This is a genomic window from Pseudomonas sp. 18173 (assembly GCF_050432945.1).
Classification (GTDB): domain Bacteria; phylum Pseudomonadota; class Gammaproteobacteria; order Pseudomonadales; family Pseudomonadaceae; genus Aquipseudomonas.
Genome location: NZ_JBKFTN010000003.1, coordinates 210,329 through 232,336, shown reverse-complemented (window position 1 = coordinate 232,336; position 22,008 = coordinate 210,329). Strand labels below are relative to the sequence as shown.

Annotated in this window: 17 protein-coding genes and 1 riboswitch; of the genes, 10 read left to right on the top strand and 7 right to left on the bottom strand. The window is 61.1% G+C overall.

Annotated elements, in window-relative coordinates:
* Positions 1-8: 8 nt before the first annotated feature.
* From ACLD1X_RS04935 to ACLD1X_RS04925, 3 genes are read left to right on the top strand one after another with little or no spacing between them, the layout of a single operon-like run.
* Positions 9-1,451, top strand: coding sequence for a PIG-L deacetylase family protein (locus tag ACLD1X_RS04935; protein WP_429366372.1), 1,443 nt, complete (start codon positions 9-11; stop codon positions 1,449-1,451).
* Positions 1,448-2,602 carry a glycosyltransferase family 4 protein gene (locus ACLD1X_RS04930; RefSeq protein WP_429366371.1) on the top strand — a complete coding sequence of 385 codons (1,155 nt, stop codon included), beginning with the start codon at positions 1,448-1,450 and terminating at the stop codon, positions 2,600-2,602. Before ACLD1X_RS04935 ends, ACLD1X_RS04930 begins: the two co-directional genes overlap by 4 nt.
* Positions 2,599-3,483, top strand: a complete 885-nt coding sequence (locus ACLD1X_RS04925) for a glycosyltransferase (protein WP_429366370.1) — start codon at positions 2,599-2,601, stop codon at positions 3,481-3,483. Before ACLD1X_RS04930 ends, ACLD1X_RS04925 begins: the two co-directional genes overlap by 4 nt.
* Positions 3,484-3,589: 106 nt before the next feature.
* Here the strand turns inward: ACLD1X_RS04925 and ACLD1X_RS04920 are convergent, their stop codons facing one another.
* Positions 3,590-5,452 (bottom strand): O-antigen ligase family protein, encoded by a 1,863-nt coding sequence (locus tag ACLD1X_RS04920; RefSeq protein ID WP_429366369.1) that lies wholly within the window; start codon positions 5,450-5,452, stop codon positions 3,590-3,592.
* Between the two features lie 154 nt (positions 5,453-5,606).
* Here ACLD1X_RS04920 and msbA point away from each other — a divergent pair, with 154 nt between their 5' ends.
* The 3 genes from msbA (at position 5,607) to hldE (ending at position 9,871) form a co-directional block, all read left to right on the top strand.
* On the top strand, positions 5,607-7,409 hold the full coding sequence (gene msbA, locus ACLD1X_RS04915) for a lipid A export permease/ATP-binding protein MsbA (RefSeq protein ID WP_429366368.1): 1,803 nt from the start codon (positions 5,607-5,609) through the stop codon (positions 7,407-7,409).
* 184 nt (positions 7,410-7,593) lie between these two features.
* Positions 7,594-8,298: a sulfotransferase family 2 domain-containing protein gene (locus ACLD1X_RS04910; RefSeq protein WP_429366367.1), complete on the top strand. Its 705-nt coding sequence runs from the start codon at positions 7,594-7,596 to the stop codon at positions 8,296-8,298.
* A 148-nt stretch (positions 8,299-8,446) separates the two neighbouring features.
* Complete coding sequence (gene hldE, locus ACLD1X_RS04905; protein ID WP_008016936.1) at positions 8,447-9,871, top strand: bifunctional D-glycero-beta-D-manno-heptose-7-phosphate kinase/D-glycero-beta-D-manno-heptose 1-phosphate adenylyltransferase HldE; 1,425 nt, start codon at positions 8,447-8,449, stop codon at positions 9,869-9,871.
* A 147-nt stretch (positions 9,872-10,018) separates the two neighbouring features.
* Here hldE and ACLD1X_RS04900 read toward each other — a convergent pair whose 3' ends face one another.
* From ACLD1X_RS04900 to ACLD1X_RS04885, 4 genes are all read right to left on the bottom strand, one after another.
* Positions 10,019-10,987 (bottom strand): metal ABC transporter ATPase, encoded by a 969-nt coding sequence (locus ACLD1X_RS04900; RefSeq protein ID WP_429366366.1) that lies wholly within the window; start codon positions 10,985-10,987, stop codon positions 10,019-10,021.
* A 32-nt stretch (positions 10,988-11,019) separates the two neighbouring features.
* A complete protein-coding gene (locus ACLD1X_RS04895) occupies positions 11,020-11,832 on the bottom strand; it encodes an aldo/keto reductase (RefSeq protein WP_429366365.1) in 813 nt (270 codons plus the stop codon).
* Positions 11,829-13,004: an NAD(P)/FAD-dependent oxidoreductase gene (locus ACLD1X_RS04890; RefSeq protein ID WP_429366364.1), complete on the bottom strand. Its 1,176-nt coding sequence runs from the start codon at positions 13,002-13,004 to the stop codon at positions 11,829-11,831. The genes ACLD1X_RS04895 and ACLD1X_RS04890 overlap by 4 nt, the downstream gene beginning before the upstream one ends.
* Before the next feature lie 174 nt (positions 13,005-13,178).
* Positions 13,179-13,511 carry a DMT family transporter gene (locus ACLD1X_RS04885; RefSeq protein WP_007977444.1) on the bottom strand — a complete coding sequence of 111 codons (333 nt, stop codon included), beginning with the start codon at positions 13,509-13,511 and terminating at the stop codon, positions 13,179-13,181.
* Between the two features lie 103 nt (positions 13,512-13,614).
* Here ACLD1X_RS04885 and ACLD1X_RS04880 point away from each other — a divergent pair, with 103 nt between their 5' ends.
* Positions 13,615-14,517 (top strand): LysR family transcriptional regulator, encoded by a 903-nt coding sequence (locus ACLD1X_RS04880; protein WP_429366363.1) that lies wholly within the window; start codon positions 13,615-13,617, stop codon positions 14,515-14,517.
* Positions 14,518-14,528: 11 nt separating this feature from the next.
* The gene (gene waaA, locus ACLD1X_RS04875) at positions 14,529-15,806 is read left to right on the top strand and encodes a lipid IV(A) 3-deoxy-D-manno-octulosonic acid transferase (RefSeq protein WP_429366362.1); all 1,278 of its coding nucleotides are present in this window, start codon (positions 14,529-14,531) and stop codon (positions 15,804-15,806) included.
* An 83-nt stretch (positions 15,807-15,889) separates the two neighbouring features.
* Here waaA and ACLD1X_RS04870 read toward each other — a convergent pair whose 3' ends face one another.
* Positions 15,890-17,329 carry a TolC family outer membrane protein gene (locus ACLD1X_RS04870; protein ID WP_429366361.1) on the bottom strand — a complete coding sequence of 480 codons (1,440 nt, stop codon included), beginning with the start codon at positions 17,327-17,329 and terminating at the stop codon, positions 15,890-15,892.
* Between the two features lie 205 nt (positions 17,330-17,534).
* Positions 17,535-17,640, top strand: a riboswitch (TPP riboswitch).
* 164 nt (positions 17,641-17,804) lie between these two features.
* Between ACLD1X_RS04870 and thiC the strand changes: the two genes are divergently transcribed.
* Both thiC and cytX read left to right on the top strand, forming a co-directional pair.
* Complete coding sequence (gene thiC, locus ACLD1X_RS04865) at positions 17,805-19,694, top strand: phosphomethylpyrimidine synthase ThiC (RefSeq protein WP_429366360.1); 1,890 nt, start codon at positions 17,805-17,807, stop codon at positions 19,692-19,694.
* A gap of 188 nt (positions 19,695-19,882) precedes the next feature.
* Positions 19,883-21,175 (top strand): putative hydroxymethylpyrimidine transporter CytX, encoded by a 1,293-nt coding sequence (cytX, locus tag ACLD1X_RS04860; RefSeq protein WP_429366359.1) that lies wholly within the window; start codon positions 19,883-19,885, stop codon positions 21,173-21,175.
* Here the strand turns inward: cytX and ACLD1X_RS04855 are convergent.
* Positions 21,144-21,890 (bottom strand): RsiV family protein, encoded by a 747-nt coding sequence (locus tag ACLD1X_RS04855; RefSeq protein ID WP_429366358.1) that lies wholly within the window; start codon positions 21,888-21,890, stop codon positions 21,144-21,146. The two genes, cytX and ACLD1X_RS04855, sit on opposite strands and share 32 nt — an antisense overlap.
* Between the last annotated feature and the right edge of the window lie 118 nt (positions 21,891-22,008).

Genomic DNA, 22,008 nt, shown 5'->3' with positions numbered 1-22,008 from the left:
GCCAAGCCATGAGCCGCAAACAGCAACTGCTCAAGCGCCATCGGCGCAATAAACGTATCGGCCTGTTGATAGCGCTAGTGCTGTTGATCGTCATGGGTGTGCTGGTGGCCTGGTGGTTGCCGCTGGTGCTGGCGGTTGTGGGCTGGATTGCCCACGAAGCCTGGTTTGCCGACCATCTGTTCTACTCACCGAAGGACGATTACCAGTACAGCTTTCCCCCGTACACGCCACAGCCCAAGGTGCACCTGAGCGGTGAACATTTGCGCCTGGACGAGGGCGTGATGCTGGTCGACGACGCGACGCTGGTGCTTGCCCTGCGGGTGAAAAGCACCTGGCTGGGGCGTTTTATCGATCCGGTGGTCGAGTTGCTCGGGGGGGAGAACCCTGACCGACAAACCTTCGAGCGCGGCGTAAACGGCCTGCGTTACCTCAATCTCAGTGGCCAGGCTCAGGCGCTGTCGCGTGGTGACCTGCGCTTGCGCGGACGTTTCTGTCGCGTGTTCGGCGAGCCCGTGCTGTGGGCATTCGAGCATCCGGATTACCGGCGCCAGCGAGTGATGGTCATCGCCCCCCACGCCGATGACGCCGAGCTGGCGGCCTACGGTTTGTACAGCCAGGCCGACGAAACCTGGATCGTTACGCTGACAGCGGGTGAAATCGAAGCCGAACACTATCGGCAGATGGGCCTGAACAAGGTTGATGCGGCTCGTTTGAAAGGCCGTCTGCGCACCTGGGACAGCATTGCCGTGCCACGTTGGGCCGGTGTCCCCGAGGCTCACTGCGTACAACTGGGCTACTTCTGCCTGCAATTGGCGAACATGCAGGCCGCACCTGCCGTGGCGGCGGGATCGCGGGAAGCGGACCTGAGCGATACCCGGCTGTTCCGTCAGTTGAATCCTTTCGCACTGCCCGGCGATGCCGATGGCGCGCCGACCTGGAACAATCTGCTGGCGGATCTGCGCGAGTTGCTGCTACGCGCCCAACCCGAGGTCATCGTCCTGCCGCATCCGGCCCTGGATCCGCATCCCGATCATATCTGCGCCCAGGCGGCAGTCCTTGAAGCCTTGCAGGGCCTGGACTGGCAGCCGACCACGCTATTGGGCTACGCCAACCACTTGCACGACAACGATCGCTGGCCGATGGGCGATAGCGGTGACGGCATCGCCCTGCCGCCGGCCTTCGATTCGGCCCAACCGATGCAGCCTTATTGCCTGCCGATGCCGATTGAGCAACAGCGCGACAAAGCCATGGCGTTGGGCATGATGCACGACCTGCAACCGGCGATGCCGTTCAAGCGTCGCTTGCGTCGGTTGATACAGCGGCTGTTGGCCGGCCGGTTGCCGCCAACCTATGGCGAGAACGAATTCTTTCGCAAGGCAGTCCGGCGCCACGAGCTTTTGTGGTCCATCAAGCACACACCAGGCAATGTTACTCAGCGGGGAGAGTTATGAGTCAGCGGTCAAAGGTCCTGCAACTGCAGCCTGACTACAACGTCAAAGCCCATGATTTCGCCGACCTCGCGGAGCAGATCGTCAAGGCCCTGCCCGGTGATCGCTATGAAGTGACCGCCGCTTTCTTGCGCGGCAAGCCCGGGCCGGGCGAAGCGGTGAGCCGGGCCGACCGTTCGGTGTACTTCGAGTTTTCCGACAAGTCCCTCAAGGGCATGCGCCTGCGGGCGATGTGGCAGCTGTACAAGTTCTGCCGTCGGGAAAAGTTCGATGTGGTGATCTGCAACCGCTTCAAGCCGGTGAACATGATGCTGGCGCTCAATCGCTGGTTGAAAGTGCCGCTGTGCATCGGCATTTCCCACGGTTTTGGCGAGTACGACCGTTTTTACCGGCGCCGCCAGACCCAACGCCTGATCGATCGTCACTGGCGCTTCGTTGGCGTGTCGCCAGCGGTGAAGCAGTATCTGCTGGACTGTGACTGTGGCTTCACCGACCAGAATACCTACGCCATCACCAATGCCATCGACATCGAGCAGGCCGAAGGTCTGCAACACAGTCGTGAAAAGGCCCGTGAAATGCTGGGCATCGATCCGTCGGTGCGGTTGATCGGTGCATTGGGGCGACTGGTGCCGGTCAAGGGCCACATCTATTTGTTGCAGGCCTTTGCCGCGCTGAAGGACAAATACCCGAACACCCAACTGGCGATCATTGGCGCCGGTCGTGAAGAGTCACGCCTGGCGGCGGAAATCGACCGCCTCGGCCTCAGCGGTCGTGCCCATTTGCTGGGGTTCAAGGAAATTGCCCTGCAGTACATTCGCGCTTTCGACATCTGGACCATGCCTTCGCTGGCCGAAGGCCTCGGGCTGGCGCTGCTTGAAGGCATGAGCGGGCATTTGCCGGTGATTGCCTCGAACGTGCCGGCCATGTTGCCGCTCATCGAGGGGGCTGGTGGCCTGGCGATTACGCCGAAGGATGTGCCGACGCTGCAGGCTGCGCTGGACACTTACCTGGGGCTGTCGGATGACGAACTCAGGGCCAAGGGCGAGCAGTCCTTCCGTTATCTGCAACAGCACCATGACATCGAGGAGTTCCGTCGCGAATACCTCGATCTGATCGACTCCGGCCTGGAACAGGCCCGCAAGGAACAGCCATGAACGACGCGCAACCCATCGTCACGGTCATTATCGCGTCGTACAACCACGCCCCTTACATCGAGGAAAGCATTCTCAGCGTCCTCAACCAGACCTATCGGAACATTGAGTTGCTGGTGGTCGATGATGGCTCGAAGGATGACAGCGTCGAGCGGATCAAGGCGTTGCAGGCCATCCATGGTTTCGACTTTCGGGTTCAGGAAAACCAGGGGCTTACCAACACCCTCAATGCGGCGATTGCCCGGGCAAAGGGCAGCCTGATCGTGCCGTTCGGTTCGGACGACATCATGTTGCCGGAGCGAATTGCCACGCAGGTCGCTCATATGGACGGCAAGCCCGAGGTCGGTATTTGCGCCGGTAACATCGAGCTGATCGATGCCGACGGCAATCTCTACCCGGAGAAACGCCAGCGCCGGGATGTCCCGTTCCGCCGCCTGGACTTCGATGACATGTTCCTGGAGCGCAAGCCCTATCCACCGGCTCCGACCCTGATGATCCGTCGCGAAGCGCTGGAGAAGGTGGGCGGTTTCGATCCGACCATTCGCCTGGAAGACTTGCTGATCGAGTTGAAGGTGACCCATGCCGGCTACTTCATCGATGGTCTGAATGTATTGATGGCGCGCTATCGCAAGCACGCCACCAACTCCTACAAGAACCACCGCTTCATGATCGACAGCATCCTGCGCACCTACGCGCTCTTCAGCGATCACCCGCTGTATGACGAGGTGCGCTACAAGTTTCTAAATTCCATGTTCCTCAAGACCGCCAACCGCGATCGCAAGCTGGCGCGTGAGTTGCTGGCGCAGATTCCGCTCAAAGCCTGGAACAGGAAAACCTGGCGCGGGTTGGGGCGGATGTATTTCTCGCGGCTGGAAAAAGACTGAGCCAAAGGCTGGACCCTCCAGTTATTGCACGGTGGGCACAGTAGCGCAGCGGTCGCGATGGCGAGCAAGCAGGCCGCCATCGCGATAAGCAGGCTGGTTTCGGTTATCAGTGAGCCTGGGCCGGTGAACTTCCGGCCAGCACTTGCCGGTGCAAATTATCCACATCGGCTTTCGAGGCCGCCGCACCGTATCCCTGCAGTAGCGCTTCGAAGTGGTCCTCGAACAGCCAATGCCGATCTTCCGTGTAGCGCTGCATATGGCGCAGATTGCGTCGACGCAGTGAAGGGCTCAGTGATGACGGGTAAATGCGCAGGTCGGCCAGGTCGATCAGGCCGAACTCGCCGTCCTCCAGCACCAGCACATTGCCCAGGTGCAGGGAGCGGAAGTAGACCCCTTGCTGATGCAACTGAGCCATGAATTTGCCGAAACGCTCCACCAGTGCCTGACGCACCGCCGGAGCGGTGATGCCTTGCAGGATCTGGCGCAGCGTATTGCCCGTCAAGGGTGAGTAGTGCACGGCGGTGCTACCGTCTTCGAACCGGTAAAGGTCGAGAATGTGCGGTGTCGGGATGCCCATGTTGCGCAATTGCACACTGTTGACGGCAAATCGATCGGAGTAGGGCATGTAACCGCCGGAGGTAAACCAGCGGCGGCGGCGGAACAGCTTGAGAAAGCTGCCATCGGTCAGGCGCAGGACCTTGGGGCCCAAACCGTCTTCTTCGATGATCCGGGCGTCGGCCGTCAGCTGCTGCAGGGCGCTTGGCGTCGCGCTCTTGACCGGCTTGTCCAGCAGGCGCCTGGCCCGTTGATTGATGCTCAACGCGGCGATCAGTGCCAAGGGGATCCACAGCAGGAACCAGTGCTCCTTGGGACGAGAGATGATCCCGCCACCTTCGGTCAGGCCCGCACCGATGCCAAAGGCCAGCCAGGCCGAGGCAATGATGAACAGCGGTTGCACGCGATGGCGCCGGCTACTGATGAAGCTCCACGCGAGGAAGAACAGCCATGGCAGAAAACCGATAATGCCGACGTAGAAGAGCACACCAAGGGCGAAGCTATGGGGTTCCGAAAGGGGGTAGCCGACGCCTGGGTCCAGGCTCAGTTCGGCGTTGTAGCCGTGCCCGATCCATGGATGCTCAGCGATCCTGTCCAAGGCCAATTGCCAGAGCTCGATACGGAAGGAACTGCCTCTTTCAAGGATCTTGTCCGCAAACAGCGCGAAAGTTCCCGCTCCGGCAATGAACATTGCGCCAAGCATGAGGACCGAGCGTCGATTCCAGCAGATGAAACACAGCCACAGCGCGGCGATCGTCAGTGCAACCAGTGGCGTCCTGGAACCGGTGGCCAGCACCGCGGCGAACATGATCACCATCGCCGGCATGCTCAACCACAGTATCTGGTGTCGCTTGCAGGTCATGCTCACGCTCAGCCAGTAGGTGCAGAAAAAGCCGAAAACGTGGGAGCTGAGCAGTGGGTTGTCGAACGCGCCTACTCCGATCAGGCGCATTTCCGGTTCGTAGATCAGGCCGAACCTGTACAGGTTGTAGACAGAGGCGACCAGCGCCACGATTGCCGCGCAGAACAGCAGGGGCTGAATGATTTCGCTGCGATAGCGCACCAGCAGGTAGCAGCCGACGAACAGCATCAGGGTATGCAAGGGTGGTTTGAACTGGCCAAAGTCGATGTCATCGCCCGGTCCCCAGCCAAGACTGAGCAGCGCCCAGGCCACAAACAGCAGGACGGCAATGACGATCGGCTCGTGCAGCAGTTCTTTACCGAGCCGCGGACGCAGGCACAGTGCAATCAGTGCCGGAATGCTGAACAGGCCATAATAAAGCTTGTGAAGCACATTGCGCCCCGGCAGGAAAAACAGTGCACAAAGCAGTAACAAGTAACCGAGCGGTAGGATCCACAAACAAATGAAATCGAAGATTCTTTTGGACGAGCTGTTCAAAGCGTTTAATTGCATGCTGAGTAACTTATTCCTGAATTGAGCGACCGAACCAAGGCAGGGGCATCTGGTGGCTATTTGACGCGTCACAATACACAGACTGTATGCGATTGCCAGAACCCTGGGGAAGCTGTGCTAAAGTCAGCGTCCTTTTCATCGACATTCGCGTGATATGACCGACTCCAGTCTCTCCGCAAGCCCATCGAGCTTGAAAATCTACTTCCGCCTGCTCGGCTATGTCCGGCCGTATATCAGCCTGTTCCTGATCAGCATCGTCGGTTTCCTGATTTTCGCTTCGACGCAGCCAATGCTGGGCTACATCCTCAAGTACTTCGTCGACGGTCTGTCCAACCCTGAAGCGGCGCTGTTTCCAACGGTGCCCTACCTCAGGGACCTGCAGCTGCTGCAGGCGGTGCCGTTGTTGATCATCCTGATCGCCGCGTGGCAGGGATTGGGGTCGTACCTGGGCAACTACTTCCTGGCCAAGGTCTCCCTGGGCCTGGTCCATGACTTGCGGGTGCAGTTGTTCAACAACCTGCTGGTGTTGCCAAACCGGTATTTCGACAAGCATAACTCGGGACACCTGATTTCACGTATCACCTTCAACGTGACCATGGTCACAGGGGCGGCAACAGATGCGATCAAGGTCGTAATTCGAGAAGGCATGACAGTGATCTTCCTGTTTGCCTCGCTGTTGTTCATGAACTGGCGCCTGACGCTGGTCATGGTCGCCATCCTGCCGCTGATCGCCATCATGGTGCGCACGGCCAGCAAGAAATTCCGCAAGCAGAGCAAGAAAATCCAGCTGGCCATGGGCGACGTGACGCATGTGGCGTCCGAAACGATCCAGGGCTATCGGGTGGTGCGCAGCTTCGGCGGTGAAAAGTACGAAGAGAAACGCTTCTTCGACGCCAGCCAGGGCAATACCGACAAGCAATTGCGCATGACCCGCACCGGCGCCATCTATACGCCGCTGCTGCAATTGGTGATCTACACCGCCATGGCCGTGCTGATGTTCCTGGTGCTGTTCCTGCGGGGCGATGCGTCCGCTGGCGACATGGTGGCCTACATCACCCTGGCGGGCCTGCTACCCAAGCCGATTCGCCAGCTGTCCGAAGTCAGCTCGACCATCCAGAAGGGTGTGGCCGGTGCTGAAAGTATCTTCGAGCAACTGGATGTCGAGCCGGAAGTCGATACCGGCACTATCGAGCGTGATGCCGTCAGTGGTCGCCTGGAAGTGCGCAATCTCAGCTTTACCTACCCTGACACCGAGCGTCAGGTGCTCAATGACATCAGTTTCTCGGTCGATCCCGGGCAAATGGTGGCGCTGGTAGGGCGTTCGGGCAGCGGCAAGTCGACCCTGGCCAACCTGATTCCGCGTTTCTATCACCACGACAAGGGCGAAATCCTCATCGATGGCGTCGAAGTGGAGCAGTACAAGCTGTTGAACCTGCGTCAGCATATCGCCCAGGTGACCCAGCACGTGACCCTGTTCAGCGACACCGTGGCCAACAACATCGCCTATGGCGACCTGGCTGGCGCACCCCGTGAAGACATTGAAAAGGCAGCCCGGGATGCCTACGCGATGGACTTCATTGCCCAATTGCCCGAAGGTCTGGACACCCAGGTCGGGGAAAACGGCGTGCTGCTGTCTGGCGGCCAGCGTCAACGCCTGGCGATTGCCCGGGCGCTGTTGAAAAATGCTCCGCTGCTGATTCTCGATGAGGCGACTTCGGCACTCGATACCGAATCCGAGCGGCATATCCAGGCAGCCCTGGATCAGGTCATGAAAGGTCGCACCACGCTGGTGATCGCTCACCGCTTGTCGACCATCGAGAAGGCTGACCTGATCCTGGTCATGGATCAGGGGAAAATCGTCGAGCGCGGCACCCATGATCAATTGCTGGCGCAAAACGGCTACTACTCGCGCCTCAACGCGATGGGCCTGGACGCCCCGGCCGAAGACATCGCCTGACTTCGAAGGGGTGAGCCAGGCTCGCCCCTTCGCACTCCCGACGTGCAACACGTGCGGTGATTTGTATCCAGACCTTTACGTTTCTTGACCAAACCGGAATAAATCTCGGCAACGTGCTTGTTAAGGTTCCTGAACGAACTTTGACTTGAATCGAGAGGGCCATCCCTTTCGCGCGGGTATCTGGATGCTGCAACGTTATCTCTGGAAGCTGTTGCCCAAGTCGCAACGGGCTTTTCTGCTGGGGCGCCTGTCGGTTGTGGACCGTCAAGTGGTGAACAAGTCGATGTCGGCCAATGTCCGATTCCCCAAGCCCTTCGAGCAGCGTTCCTGCCTGTTCATCCACGTCCCTAAATGTGCCGGCAGCAGTGTCTGTGCGGCGATGTTTGGCGACTGGAGCCCGGGCCACTTGCCGTTGTACTGGTACGAGCAGCAATTTCCCGAACAGTTTGCCGCCAGTTTCAAGTTCGCCTTCGTTCGCGATCCCCTGGAAAGGGCTTACTCGGCTTATGCATTCCTGCGGGGCAACACCTTGGGGAAACGGGATCACGCGGCGCAGGAACTGGTCAGCCACTACCGTGACTTTGACGACTTCGTCGGCCGCTGGCTGCACCCGGAGACAATCCAGCGACAGCTGCACTTTGCCGCGCAAACGGATTTCCTGACGGACTCCATGGGCCATCTGGCGCTGGATTTTGTCGGCTACCAGGAGCATCTGGAGCGGGATTTCAGTTTGGTTTGCGAACAGTTGGACTATCCGGTGGAACTGCCCCACGTGAACAGGTCGCAGCAGCGACGTCCGAGGCCGGCGAGCGAGTTTTGCACGGTGCGCACCCGCAGGCTGGTGCGGCGGGTCTATCAGCGTGACTACGAGATGCTCGGGTATGAATGAAGCCGAAACACGCCGTCGCCTGGCGGGAATCTTGCTCAAAAAATGAGCAATAAATGCTGGCGAATCATCCCGTTGCAGCCACCGCACAAGCCGACACCAACCCTGTGTTAATATCGCGCCCCTGTTCATTCTGTATGTGGGTTGCACCATGAAGTTGTCCATGCCGCGATTCGATCAAGCCCCTGTCTTGGTGGTTGGCGATGTCATGCTCGACCGTTACTGGCATGGTGGTACCTCACGGATTTCCCCTGAGGCGCCGGTGCCGGTGGTCAAGGTCGATCACATCGAGGACCGTCCGGGCGGCGCTGCCAACGTTGCCTTGAACATTGCCGCCCTGGGGGCTCCGGCCTCGCTGGTCGGTGTAACGGGCGACGATGAAGCCGCCAACAGCCTGGTCAACAGCCTCAAGGGCGCTGGCGTGCGGGCGATCTTCCAGCGCATTGCGCATCAGCCGACCATCGTCAAGCTGCGGGTCATGAGTCGTCACCAGCAGTTGCTGCGTATCGACTTCGAAGAACCCTTCGCCACCGACGCGCTGGCGCTGGCCGCGCAGGTCGATGAGTTGCTCGAAGGCATCAAGGTGCTGGTGTTGTCCGACTACGGCAAAGGCGCGCTGAAAAACCATCAGGCGCTGATCCAGGCCGCCCGTGCCCGGGGCATTCCGGTGCTGGCTGATCCCAAGGGCAAGGATTTCTCGATCTACCGCGGTGCGAGCCTGATCACGCCGAATCTCAGCGAATTCGAAACCATCGTCGGTGGTTGCGCCGATGAGCACGAGCTGGTCAACAAGGGCGCGCAACTGATGCACGACCTGGACCTCGGCGCCTTGCTGGTGACCCGTGGCGAGCACGGCATGACCCTGCTGCGTCCGGATCATCCGGCGCTGCACTTGCCGGCCCGTGCCCGCGAAGTGTTCGACGTGACCGGTGCCGGCGATACGGTGATTTCGACCCTGGCGGCTGCGATTGCCGCGGGTGAAGAACTGCCCCACGCGGTGGCCCTGGCCAATCTCGCGGCCGGCATCGTGGTCGGCAAGCTCGGTACGGCGGCCATCAGTGCGCCGGAACTGCGTCGTGCGATTCAGCGCGAGGAGGGTTCCGAGCGTGGTGTGCTGGGTCTCGAGCAGCTGTTGCTGGCGGTCGATGATGCCCGCGCGCACAACGAGCGGATCGTGTTCACCAACGGTTGCTTCGACATCCTGCACGCCGGGCACGTGACCTATCTGGAACAGGCGCGGGCCCAGGGCGATCGCCTGATCGTTGCGATCAACGACGATGCATCGGTCAGCCGCCTGAAAGGGCCGGGTCGCCCGATCAACAGCGTCGATCGACGCATGGCGGTACTGGCCGGTCTGGGCGCGGTGGACTGGGTGATCAGCTTCCCGGAAGGCACACCGGAAAACCTGTTGAGCGCGGTCAAGCCGGACGTGCTGGTCAAGGGTGGCGACTACGGGATCGACCAGGTGGTCGGCGCGGACATCGTCAAAGCCTACGGCGGCACCGTGAAAGTGCTGGGGCTGGTTGAAAACAGCTCGACCACCGCGATTGTCGAGAAGATCCGCAAGTCTGAATAACGCGGCTTTTTGTAGGAGCGAGCTTGCTCGCGATGGAGTCAGGGCGCGCGCGTTCAATCAGTAGATACGCGTCATCGTTAACGACCATCGCTGGCAAGCCAGCTCCTACAAGGTTATGCGTACATCAGTCGGAGCAGCAGTTTGCTTTCAGGAACTGACTTTTTTACGCGGCACGATCTTCTTCAGCAGCAATTTGGCCCTTCCGCGCAATCGCGCCAACCCCGAATCCTTCCCCGGCGGGGTCAAGCCTTGTTGCCTCACCCAGTCCTTCCAGCGAATGCGTTCATCGCGCACCAGCCAGCCTTCCTGTCGGGCAAAACTCTCGGCCAGGTACAGGCCACGCGTGCTGGCCGGGTACAGCTGATCCTTTTTCAAGGTGTAGAGCTCAGCCATCGGGTGGCCGTCCTGCAAGGGCATCAGGTACAGGTCGGGTCGTTTGCGGTCGAGACGGGCGACGAGTTGATCGCCTTCGAGTCTTTCATCGACATGGAACAGGCTCAGGGATTTGGCTTCCTTGGGAACCTCCAGGCGCAAGTCGTAAATCAGTTGCAGTGACGCCGTTGGCAAATGCACGTAAGCCCGCGGACGCTCCATCAGCATCAGGTTGGCGCAACGAACCGGCCGCGCCGAGCCGGACAGTGGCGACAGGCGAAACGGCAGGGCTTCACGGTAATGCAGGGCGGCCGAGTAGGGCGCCGGCAGCCAGGTGTCATTGAACCGTCCGCCGAGCCAGCCTTCGGGGGTTTCCAGCAGACACTCTTCGGCAATTTCCTGGATCGCGGTGTGCAAGGGCAGGTTCAGTTCATGGGCCGGCACGTATCCGGAGATCAGCTTGAGCACCACATCGCCACGGTCCTGGCGACGCTGGCGTACCAGCACCCAATAGTCACGATTCTGCCAATGCAGGGTCAGGCGCACCGAAACCCCGAGATTGGCCAGTTCCAGGGCAAACCGCTCGCTGTCGCCGACCGTCACCGGCCGACGACGTTGCAGGGTCTGGGAGAAATTCAGCGGTCTGCCGACGCTCTGATAAGCCAGGCCCTCGGGAGTCGCTTCGACGAATAACGGCAGGGTCTTGAAGTTGCTCGGGTTCTTTCTTATGAGCGTGCGCGGCATGTCGGCTCCTGCTTAAGGCCGCGTGGGCGGCATCAGTGGCTACGTAGGACCTGGGCAACGGTCGCGACATTGTGGGCGAGGTGCAGCGGATTGATGGTCCCGACAATAGCACTGGCAACACCCGGATGTTCAAACAACAGCTCGAAACTGGCGCGCACAGGATCCACGCCTGGACTCAGGCATACATGACCACTGGCGAGGGCTTTCTTGACCAGAATGGCTTTGCCGTGTGCAGCAGCATAGTCAATGACGGGCTTCTCGTTTTGTTCGTTCAGATTGTAGGTGACCATCGCGCAGTCGCCTTGCTCCAGAGCCTTCAGGCCGCCGTCGACGGTTTTTCCGGAAAACCCGAAACCGCGAATCTTGCCTTCGGCCTTGAGCTCGGCGAGGGTCTCGTAGACTTCACTGTCATTGAGGATCGCCAGGTCGTTGCCATCGGAGTGCACCAGCACCAGATCGATGAAGTCCGTTTCCAGGCGTTGCAGGCTGCGTTCCACCGACATTCGCGTGTGTGCGGCGCTGAAATCGTGACGGGACTGGCCGTCGGTGAACTCTTCCCCCACCTTGCTGACGATCACCCAGTCCTGACGCTGGCCGCGCAGCAACGGGCCGAGGCGCTCCTCGCTACGGCCATAGGCCGGGGCGGTGTCGATCAGGTTGATGCCAAGGTCGCGGGCGAGCTTGAGCAGCATGCGCGCTTCATCGTCATCGGGTATCCGGAAGCCGTTGGGGTACTTCACACCTTGATCGCGGCCCAGTTTCACCGTGCCCAGGCCCAGGGGTGAAACCAGCAGGCCGGTACTGCCCAGCGGGCGATGCAGGTCGTGCAGGGTCGCTTGGCTCATGGCAGCAGTTGCTCCCAGGCTGGTACGCCCATCGGTGGCTTCGGCAGTTCAGGCAGCGCTGCCGGGTGGCCTGGCTGGATACCGTCGCGGGTCAGGCTGGCGATGACCCGGTCGGCGAAGTCCGGCGCCAGGGCGAGTTTGGTCGGCCAGCCCACCAGCAGCCGGCCTTCCTCGGCAACAAAGGCGTTGTCGGGGCGCGTCAGGCCTGATTGCAGCGGTTCGGCGCGGTCCACGCGCAAGGTCGCCCATTGCGCCGTGCTCAGGTCAATCCATGGCAGCAATTGGCCGAGCTCTTTCTGTGCGGTGGCGATTTGCTCGGCGGGCTCTCGGGCCACACCATCGGATTCCGCGATATCGCCGCCCATGTACCAGACCCATTGGCCATCCGCCGCCGGGTGGGTGGTCACGGTGATACGCGGCTTGGTGCCGCCACCCAGGCAGTGGGCGTACAGCGGTTTGAGGCCCGGACCCTTGGCGATGATCATGTGCAACGGGCGGCGCTGCATGGCGGGCTGGCTCAGGCCCAGCGCTTCAAGCAATGCCGCCGTCCCGGCACCGGCGCTCAGGACGATGCGTTGGGCGCGGATTTCGCGCTCATCCACCTTCAGGCCGACCAGCACGCCACCTTCCAGCAGCGGCTCGATGTTCTGCCCGGCGAGCAAGCCATCTCCCGCCAGATCGGCCAGGCGCTGGATCAGGCTCGGTACATCGACCACCAGTTCCGCCAGGCGATAGACCTTGCCCTTGAAGCGCTTGTCTTGCAGGGCTGGCGGCAATTGCTCGCCCTTGACCTGATCGACGCGACCGCGCACGGCTTTGCTGGCAAAGAAACTGGTGAGGTTGCCGGCGAGGGTGCCGGGGGACCAGAGGTAATGGGCCTCGGACAACAAACGCACGCCGGACAGATCCAGCTCACCATTGCCCGCCAGGGCTTCACGCCAACGGCGCGGCATGTCGGCGATGGCTTCCGAGGCACCGGTCAGGGCACCGTGCAGCGCGTATTTGGCGCCGCCGTGGATGATGCCCTGGGACTTCACACTTTGCCCGCCGCCGAGGCTGGCGCTTTCCACCAGTACGGTCGAGAAACCCTGGCGGCGCAGACGCGCATTCAGCCAGAGGCCGGCGACACCAGCGCCGACAATCAGAACGTCGGTGGAAATAACGGATGGCATGCGGCGACCTCTGTGTTCAAGACGAGGGCGCAGTATACAGACTCAAAGATTGGAGGGCTGCTGCACCTGTGGGAGCGAGCCTGCTCGCGAAGGGGGCGTGTCAGTTGAAATCAATGTTGCTGACACTCCGCTTTCGCGAGCAGGCTCGCTCCCACAATGAAGGGTGTTGCGGACTTAATGCCCGGCAGTTTTGGAGAAGAGCTGGATGACCACCACGCCCAGCACGATCAGCGCCATCCCCAGCATCGCCGGCACGTCCAGCTTCTGCCCGTAGATAAACAGCGCCGCGACGCTGACCATCACGATCCCCATGCCGGCCCACACGGCATAGGCCACGCCCACCGGAACGCTGCGCACCACCAGGGTCAGCATCCAGAAGGCAATCCCGTAGCCGAGGATGACCAGCACCAGGGGCAGCGGGGTGCTGAGGCCCTTGACGGCCTTCATCGAAACAGTGGCAATCACTTCGGCGCAGATGGCTATGGCCAGGTAGTAGTAAGCGGTCATGGGTCAATCCTCGTGTGAAGTGTTGCTCTCTGAGGTCGGCATTCTAGTGCGTTGCCAGATGCGGTAAAGTCATTACCTATCTGTATTTGAGATGGGTTGAACCATGAGCATGCAATGGAATCTGGAGCAGCTGCGGTTGTTTGTCAGCGTCGCGGAGCAGCGTTCGTTTTCTGCCGTGGCGCGGGACCAGCGCAAGGCGCAATCGGCGGTCAGCAGTTCGATTGCGATGCTGGAAGAAGACCTGGGCGTCAGCCTGTTCGACCGCAGCAGCGGCCGTCAGCCGAAACTCACCGAAGCCGGCACGGCGTTGCTGGACGAGGCGCGGGAAGTCTTGCGCCAGTGCGAACGACTCAACGGCCGTGCATTGGCGATGATGCGCGGGCAGGAGGCACGACTGCGTGTGGCGCAGGATGAAGCGATGCCGTATCAGCCGATCATCGAAAGCTTCGAGGCCCTGGCGGAAAAATTCCCCAGCCTTGAAGTGCAACTGACCAGCGCCGCCCAGGGCGATGTCGCGCGCAAGCTGGTGGAGCGGCGCGCCGATCTGGGGCTGCTGTTCTTTCACGACCAGATTCCCGAGGCGCTCGAGCGGCGGGTACTGGGCAGCGTGGAAATGGTCACGGTGTGCGGCAAGGATCATCCGTTGGCGTGCAAAGGCTCGGTGGACGGCCAGCAACTGGCGCAGCACCGGCAGTTGCTGATGTCCACGGAGTCGAGCATTTATCCCGGCAGTGATCCGGCCAGCCCGCAAGTCTGGCGTGCCGACAGTTTCTATGTGATGGCCGAATGGCTGGTGCGCGGCCTCGGCTGGGCCTGGTTGCCACGCCACGTGGTGCAGTACCCGACCTATCAGAATCAGATGGTCGAACTGGCCAGCGAATGGACCCCGCCGGCCCTGGTGGTGGAACTGGTATGGCGCCGGGATGAACCGCTCGGTCCGGCCGCGCGCTGGCTCGCCGAACGTTTTGCCGTGCACTTGCAGGCGATTGGCGAAAAAAGCCGATAAACTCCGCCGCCATGAATAGAACTCTCTACACCGCGCTGTTTTATCTGGGGCTGCCATTGGTAGCGATTCGGCTTTGGCTGCGCGCGCGCAAGGCGCCGGCGTATGCCAGACGCATCGGCGAGCGCTTCTCCTTTGGGATGCCGGCGATGAAACCGGGCGGCATCTGGGTGCACGCCGTGTCGGTGGGCGAAAGCATTGCTGCCGCACCGATGATCCGCGCCTTGCTGGCGCGTTATCCGGATCTGTCGATCACCGTGACCTGCATGACGCCGACCGGTTCGGAACGGATCCTGGCCCTGTTCGCCAATGAGCCGCGCATCCAGCACTGCTATCTGCCTTACGACCTGCCTTGCGCCGCCCGGCGCCTGCTCGATCGGGTCCAGCCGAAACTGGCGGTGATCATGGAAACCGAACTGTGGCCCAACCATATCCATCAATGTGCCAAACGCGGGATTCCGGTGGCGCTGGCCAACGCACGGCTGTCCGAACGTTCGGCCAGGGGCTACGGTCGGTTCCGCAAGCTGACCCAGCCGATGCTGGCCGAGATGAGCCTGTTCGCGGTGCAGACCGAAGCCGAAGCCCAACGCTTTCGCGACCTGGGCGCGCGGGCGCAAACCGTCGAAGTGACCGGTTCGATCAAGTTCGACCTGACCATCGATCCGCAACTGCTTGAGCGCGCCAGCCAATTGCGCGGGCAATGGCAGGCGCTGGAACGACCGGTGTGGATCGCGGCCAGCACCCATGAGGGCGAAGACGAGGTGGTGCTGGCGGCCCATCGTCAGTTGTTGGCCAATCACCCCGATGCCTTGCTGATTCTGGTACCGCGTCATCCGGAGCGCTTCAATTCGGTGTACGGGTTGTGCCAGCAACAAGGTTTTGCCACGGTCCGGCGTTCCAGCGGCGATGCGGTCAATGCGCAGACTTCAGTGTTGCTGGGCGACACCATGGGCGAGTTGCTGTTTCTCTACGCCCTGGCTGACAGTGCATTCGTCGGCGGCAGCCTGGTGCCCAATGGCGGACATAACCTGCTGGAGCCGGCGGCCCTCGCCAAGCCAGTGCTGAGCGGGCCGCATCTTTTCAACTTCCTCGAAATCGCCACGCAGTTGCGCAGTGCCGGGGCGTTGCAGGAAGTGGAGGATGCCGAAGGGTTGGCGGTGGCGGTGCAGCGGCTGTTCGAACTGCCGCGTGATGCGCAGCGCATGGCAGAGGCCGGGTTGAAGGTGATGCGCACCAATCAGGGGGCGTTGCAGCGCTTGCTGGACGGGTTGGGGCGGTTGATCGACCGCTAGACCTGGTTGTATTCATTCGCGAGCAGGCTCGCTCCCACACTCGAAACACTGTAGGAGCGAGCTTGCTCGCGAAGCTTTTGCTGTTACTGCACCGGTTTCGCTTTCAACTGCTCGGCTGCAGCCTTGGCAAGATCCGGCGGCAGGAAGTCCTTGTCCGGGTTGTAGTTGGGGTTGAGCCAGCGTGCCAGGGTTTGCAGATCCCCCGGATTCAACGTGCCGGCCTGTTGCTTCAGGCGCAGGTTGTCGAGGATGTAGTCGTAGCGGGTGTTGTTGTAGTCGCGTACCGAGGTGTACAGCTGACGCTGCGCATCCAGCACGTCGACGATGTTTCGCGTACCCACCTGATAGCCGACTTCGGTCGCTTCCACCGCGCTCTGGTTGGAGATGATCGATTGCTTGCGCGCCTGCACCTGCTCGACATCGGTGTTGACCGCACGGTGCAGGTCGCGGGTGTTTTCCACGATCTGCCGGCGCAGGGACTCGCGCTGCTGCTCGGTCTGGTCCAGTTGCGCATACGATTGACGCACCTGGGAGTTGATCAGGCCACCGCTGTAGATCGGGATGTTCAGTTGCAGGCCAACGGTCGTTTGCGAGACATCGCCACCGTAGGGTATTGGCTGGTTGTTCGGGTTGCTGAAGCCCAATGCGTCGTTGTCGCCTTTCTCGTACTTGGCGATCGCGTCAACCGTTGGCAAGTGCCCGGACTTGCGCTGCTTGAGGGTTTGTTCGGCGGCGCTGACGGCATAGTTGCTGGCCAACAGATTGAGGTTCTGCCTGCCCGCCGTTTCGACCCAGGCCTTGGCATCGTTCGGTACTGGCGGCAGGATCGGCAAGTTATGGCTGATGCCCCAGATCGAGTTGTACTGGCGGTTGGTCAGGGTGATCAAGGCTTCAAAGGCGTCGTCCACCTGGCGCTGGGCAACGATGCGGTTGGCGCGTGCGGTGTCATAGCTGGCTTGCGAGTTCAATACGTCGGTCTTGTCCGAGAGGCCGACATCGAAACGCTCGTTGGACTGGTCGAGCTGGCGTTTGAATGCCGCTTCTTCGGCCTTGGTCGAGGCCAGGTTGTCCTGGCTGCGCAGCACGTTGAAATAGCTTTGGGCGGTTTGCAGGATCAGGTTCTGCTCGGTCGCCGAGAGCTGCAGGGCGGCCTGTTCGTTGACTTCCTTGGCGGCCTGGAACTGGAACCAGCGATCGGCGCGGAACAAGGGTTGCGCCAGGGTGGCCTGGTACGAGTGAGCATCGCGGTTGGTGGTGGCGGACGGCTGATCGAGCGACGTACGCACCTCGGAAATATTCGCGCCGCCCGAGAGGTTCGGCAGCAGCCCGGCACGGGCCTGGGGTACGACTTCCTTCTGCGCGCCGTATTGGGCGATCGCTGCCGCCAGGTCGGCGTTGTTGTTGACCGCTTCCTGATAAACGCTGACCAGGTCCGTCTTGTTCGATAAGGGCGCATCTGCTGCCCAGGCCATTCCATTGGACGCACAAGACACGGCAAGGGCCAGTGAGAGTTTGCGCAGCATAGACGTTCCCTAGAATTGATATTACACAGGTAATTTGAGCGCCAAGGCTAAGGCGCTGCCTTGACAGCGTCAATGCGCGACTCAGCGTAGCGAGTGTAGTTGTGCATTCAGGCGGCAACAATCCTGATACTGCGTGTAATTACGCCATTCATCACGGTGTTTGCAGTGGGGTTGGCGTTCTTTGTCAGTTGTGTCTAGACTGGTCGGGTTCTTGTCGGGGTGCCTTGCTATGAGGCTGAGATCGAATAATTTCGGATCCCGTTGAACCTGATCAGGTTAGCGCCTGCGTAGGGAACAAGATTTCTCGTCACCCGGCGAGTCCTCTTGTGCTTCGTCCGGGATGTTGTTCGACAATCGAACACCCCTCGAGCACTGAGCACAGCACAGCTGGTTTTCCCAGCGCCCGTGCGTCCATTCGTTTACAGGTTCGCTCCGACAAAAATCCACTGCCTGGATGCTGTCTGGAGAGCCCGTGATGACCACAAAAGCAAAAATCGCCACCAACCTGAGTGACTCGGCCAAGGTCGATCAGCAATCAGTTCAGCCGTTTACCCGTTCGCAAAAAATCTATGTCCAGGGTACCCGCCCGGACATCCTCGTGCCGATGCGCGAAATCAGCCTGGACGTGACGCCGACCGACTTCGGTGGCGAGGTCAACGCGCCGGTGGTGGTTTACGACACCTCGGGCCCGTACACCGACCCCAATGTCATCATCGATGTGCGCAAAGGCCTGGCCGACGTGCGTTCGCCGTGGATCGAAGCCCGAGGCGATACCGAGCGCCTGAGTGGCTTGAGCTCGAATTTCGGCCAGGAGCGCCTTGCCGATCCGGAGCTGACAAAACTGCGCTTCGCTCACGTCAACAACCCGCGCCGCGCCAAGCCGGGGGCCAACGTCAGCCAGATGCACTACGCGCGCAAAGGCATCATCACCGCCGAGATGGAATACGTCGCCATCCGCGAAAACATGAAGCTGGAAGTGGCCCGCGCCGCCGGCCTGCTGGACCAGCAACACGCCGGCCACAGCTTCGGCGCCAGCGTGCCGAAAATCATCACCCCGGAATTCGTCCGTGACGAAATCGCCCGCGGCCGCGCGATCATTCCGGCCAACATCAACCACACCGAACTGGAACCGATGATCATCGGCCGTAACTTCCTGGTGAAGATCAACGGCAACATCGGCAACAGCGCCCTGGGTTCGTCCATCGAAGAAGAAGTGGCGAAACTGACCTGGGGCATTCGCTGGGGTTCGGACACGGTCATGGATCTGTCGACCGGTAAGCACATTCACGAAACCCGCGAGTGGATCATCCGCAACTCGCCGGTGCCGATCGGTACCGTGCCGATCTACCAGGCCCTGGAAAAAGTCGGCGGCGTGGCCGAAGACCTGACCTGGGAGCTGTTCCGCGACACGCTGATCGAACAGGCCGAGCAGGGCGTCGACTACTTCACCATCCACGCCGGCGTGCTGTTGCGTTACGTACCGATGACCGCCAAGCGCGTCACCGGCATCGTCTCCCGTGGTGGTTCGATCATGGCCAAGTGGTGCCTGGCGCACCACAAGGAGAACTTCCTCTACACCCATTTCGAAGACATCTGCGAAATCATGAAGGCCTACGACGTCAGCTTCTCGCTGGGCGATGGCCTGCGTCCGGGCTCGATTGCCGACGCCAACGACGAGGCGCAGTTCGGCGAGCTGGAAACCCTCGGTGAGCTGACCAAGATCGCCTGGAAGCACGACGTGCAATGCATGATCGAAGGCCCGGGCCACGTGCCGATGCAGTTGATCAAAGAGAACATGGACAAGCAGCTCGAGTGCTGCGACGAGGCGCCGTTCTACACCCTCGGCCCATTGACCACCGACATCGCGCCGGGCTACGACCACATCACTTCCGGCATCGGTGCGGCGATGATCGGCTGGTTCGGCTGCGCCATGCTTTGCTACGTGACGCCGAAGGAACACCTGGGCCTGCCGAACAAGGATGACGTGAAGACCGGGATCATCACCTACAAGATCGCCGCGCATGCCGCCGATCTGGCCAAGGGGCATCCGGGGGCGCAGATCCGCGACAATGCCTTGAGCAAGGCGCGCTTCGAATTCCGTTGGGAAGACCAGTTCAACCTGGGCCTCGATCCGGACACCGCCCGCTCGTATCACGATGAAACCCTGCCGAAGGATTCGGCCAAGGTCGCGCATTTCTGCTCGATGTGCGGGCCGAAGTTCTGCTCGATGAAAATCACCCAGGAAGTCCGAGAGTATGCGGCCAACCAACGGATCGAAGCGGTCGACGTGGACGTCGCCCAGGGCATGGCCGAACAGGCCGAGCGCTTCAAGCAGGAAGGCAGTCAGCTGTACCAGAAAGTTTGATCTGATCCGGGATTGGCGGTGCCTGTGGCGCCGCCTTCGCGAGCAAGCCCGCTCCCACATTTGATCTCCTGTGAACACAGATTTTGTGTATGACAGAGGCCAAATGTGGGAGCGGGCTTGCTCGCGAAAGCGCCAGATCAGACAGCGAAACTCTCAATGACAAAACATATTCCTCTGAGATAACACCCTTGAGCATTCAACCGAGTACTTATTCACCTGACATCGCGGTGCCGACCGACAAGCGTGTGTTCGGCGGCCGTGATCTGTTTTCCCTGTGGTTCTCCCTCGGCATCGGCCTGATGGTGTTGCAGACCGGTGCCTTGCTCGCGCCAGGCCTGGGCCTGTCCGGCTCGTTGCTGGCGATTTTCCTCGGCACCCTGGTGGGCGTCCTGCTGCTGGCGGCGGTTGGCGTGATCGGCAGCGACACCGGCCTGTCGTCGATGGCTGCACTCAAGCTCAGCCTCGGTACCAGGGGCGCGAGCCTGCCGGCGGTGCTGAACCTGCTGCAACTGATCGGCTGGGGTTCGTTCGAAATCATCGTCATGCGCGATGCCGCCAGCCTGTTGGGCGCCAAGGCGTTCAGCGAAGGCAGCCTGCTGTCCAATCCGCTGTTGTGGACACTGTTCTTCGGCGCGCTGGCGACCTTGCTGGCGGTCAGCGGTCCGCTGACGTTCGTCCGGCAGATCCTGCGCAAATGGGGCATCTGGCTGCTGCTGGCCGCGTGCACCTGGCTGACCTGGAACCTGTTCGCCAAGGCCGACCTGGCTGCGTTGTGGGCCCAGGCCGGTGACGGTTCGATGCCGTTTGCCGTGGGTTTTGACATCGCCATTGCCATGCCGCTGTCGTGGTTGCCGCTGATTGCCGACTACTCGCGTTTCGGCAAGCGGGCGAAAAGCGTCTTCGGTGGCACCGCCATCGGTTTCTTCATTGGCAATTTCTGGCTGATGAGCCTGGGCGTGGCCTACACACTGGCGTTCGCACCGAGCGGTGAAGTCAATGCCTTGCTGCTGGCGCTGGCCGGTGCCGGCCTGGGGATTCCGCTGCTGCTGATTCTTCTGGATGAATCGGAAAACGCCTTTGCCGATATTCACTCGGCGGCGGTGTCCAGCGGCATTCTGTTGCGCGCCAAAGTCGAGCACCTGGCCCTGGCTATCGGCGTTATCTGCACGCTGATTGCCCTGCTGGCGCCGTTGGCCCAGTACCAGAACTTCCTGCTGCTGATCGGCTCGGTGTTTGCGCCATTGTTCGGCGTGGTGCTGGTGGATCATTTCCTCCTGCGCAAGCGCCGTGGCCAGGTTGCCTCGACTGCACTGCGCTGGCCGGCGCTGCTTGCCTGGCTGGGCGGGATCAGCACCTATCATTTGCTGGCCAACCTGTACCCGGATGTCGGCGCCACCCTGCCGGCGCTGGTCCTGGCAGGGTTGCTGCAGCTGGTGCTGGGCCGGGCCTTCAGTTACGGCCGGGAAACAGCTCGGGCTTGATGATACCGTTCAGGCGAGGGTAGGGGATCTTCAGTTCGACATGGCCCAGCGCGTAAGGCGCAATGCTGCTGGTTTCGTACTTGAGGATCACCGCGCCGTAGGTCAGCGCCACGTTCTGGGTCTTCTGGAACGGCCAGCTCTTCACGAACTCCGGTTCCTGATCGAGCTTGGTGCTGATCAACCAGCTGTTGTGCGCCACCTGCGCCGCTTTCCAGAACGCCTCTTCCTGCCCCGGCACCAGCATGTCCGACAGCGTCAGTACTTTATGCTGCTGACGCGAATAGTTGATAAAACCCCGGCCTGGCGTGCCATGGGCACCGCCGGTGTCCAGGTAGCTGGATAATTCGACGATCACCAAGCCGTCATGCTGCTCGCGTACCTTCGCTTGCAGATAGCTGCTGTTGCGTGGGCCGGCGGTGCGCAAAAACTCTTCGCGATAGGCCGCCAGGGTCGGGGCGACTGGCGCGTCGGGCGAGGTGCGGGTCATCTGCAGCAGGCGTTTTTCGATGATGCTGTCCAGTGCCGGCTCGTCCGGAAAGTGCAGGGTGTCGATGTTGACCAGTGGGCAATCCGGGCTGCTGCAACCGGGCTTGAGTTGCTCGGAGGCGTCGCGGGTGGTTTCCAGGGGCGTGCGGTAGTTGGGCTGGAACAGGCTCGCGCAAGCGCCCAGGGTCAGGGCGATAGCGGCCACGGAGGCGATTTTGAAAAGCGACATGTGCGTCCTTTCTGAAACTGGGGAAGGCAAAAAGATACCGGCTTCGACTCTCAACAAAGCAATCAGTTCGCCACTAAGCTAATTAGAGTGGGTTTCGCCCTCACCGTCCATCCCGCTG

Bases quoted from the DNA above. Each gene is read 5' to 3' on its own strand.
- ACLD1X_RS04885 (WP_007977444.1), bottom strand. From the start codon at position 13,511: ATGACCGCTTACTACTACCTGGCCATAGCCATCTGCGCCGAAGTGATT.
- msbA (WP_429366368.1), top strand. From the start codon at position 5,607: ATGACCGACTCCAGTCTCTCCGCAAGCCCATCGAGCTTGAAAATCTAC.
- hldE (WP_008016936.1), top strand. From the start codon at position 8,447: ATGAAGTTGTCCATGCCGCGATTCGATCAAGCCCCTGTCTTGGTGGTT.
- waaA (WP_429366362.1), top strand. From the start codon at position 14,529: ATGAATAGAACTCTCTACACCGCGCTGTTTTATCTGGGGCTGCCATTG.
- ACLD1X_RS04900 (WP_429366366.1), bottom strand. From the start codon at position 10,987: ATGCCGCGCACGCTCATAAGAAAGAACCCGAGCAACTTCAAGACCCTG.
- ACLD1X_RS04855 (WP_429366358.1), bottom strand. From the start codon at position 21,890: ATGTCGCTTTTCAAAATCGCCTCCGTGGCCGCTATCGCCCTGACCCTG.
- ACLD1X_RS04920 (WP_429366369.1), bottom strand. From the start codon at position 5,452: ATGCAATTAAACGCTTTGAACAGCTCGTCCAAAAGAATCTTCGATTTC.
- ACLD1X_RS04880 (WP_429366363.1), top strand. From the start codon at position 13,615: ATGAGCATGCAATGGAATCTGGAGCAGCTGCGGTTGTTTGTCAGCGTC.
- ACLD1X_RS04890 (WP_429366364.1), bottom strand. From the start codon at position 13,004: ATGCCATCCGTTATTTCCACCGACGTTCTGATTGTCGGCGCTGGTGTC.
- ACLD1X_RS04930 (WP_429366371.1), top strand. From the start codon at position 1,448: ATGAGTCAGCGGTCAAAGGTCCTGCAACTGCAGCCTGACTACAACGTC.
- ACLD1X_RS04925 (WP_429366370.1), top strand. From the start codon at position 2,599: ATGAACGACGCGCAACCCATCGTCACGGTCATTATCGCGTCGTACAAC.
- ACLD1X_RS04895 (WP_429366365.1), bottom strand. From the start codon at position 11,832: ATGAGCCAAGCGACCCTGCACGACCTGCATCGCCCGCTGGGCAGTACC.
- ACLD1X_RS04870 (WP_429366361.1), bottom strand. From the start codon at position 17,329: ATGCTGCGCAAACTCTCACTGGCCCTTGCCGTGTCTTGTGCGTCCAAT.
- ACLD1X_RS04935 (WP_429366372.1), top strand. From the start codon at position 9: ATGAGCCGCAAACAGCAACTGCTCAAGCGCCATCGGCGCAATAAACGT.
- thiC (WP_429366360.1), top strand. From the start codon at position 17,805: ATGACCACAAAAGCAAAAATCGCCACCAACCTGAGTGACTCGGCCAAG.
- ACLD1X_RS04910 (WP_429366367.1), top strand. From the start codon at position 7,594: ATGCTGCAACGTTATCTCTGGAAGCTGTTGCCCAAGTCGCAACGGGCT.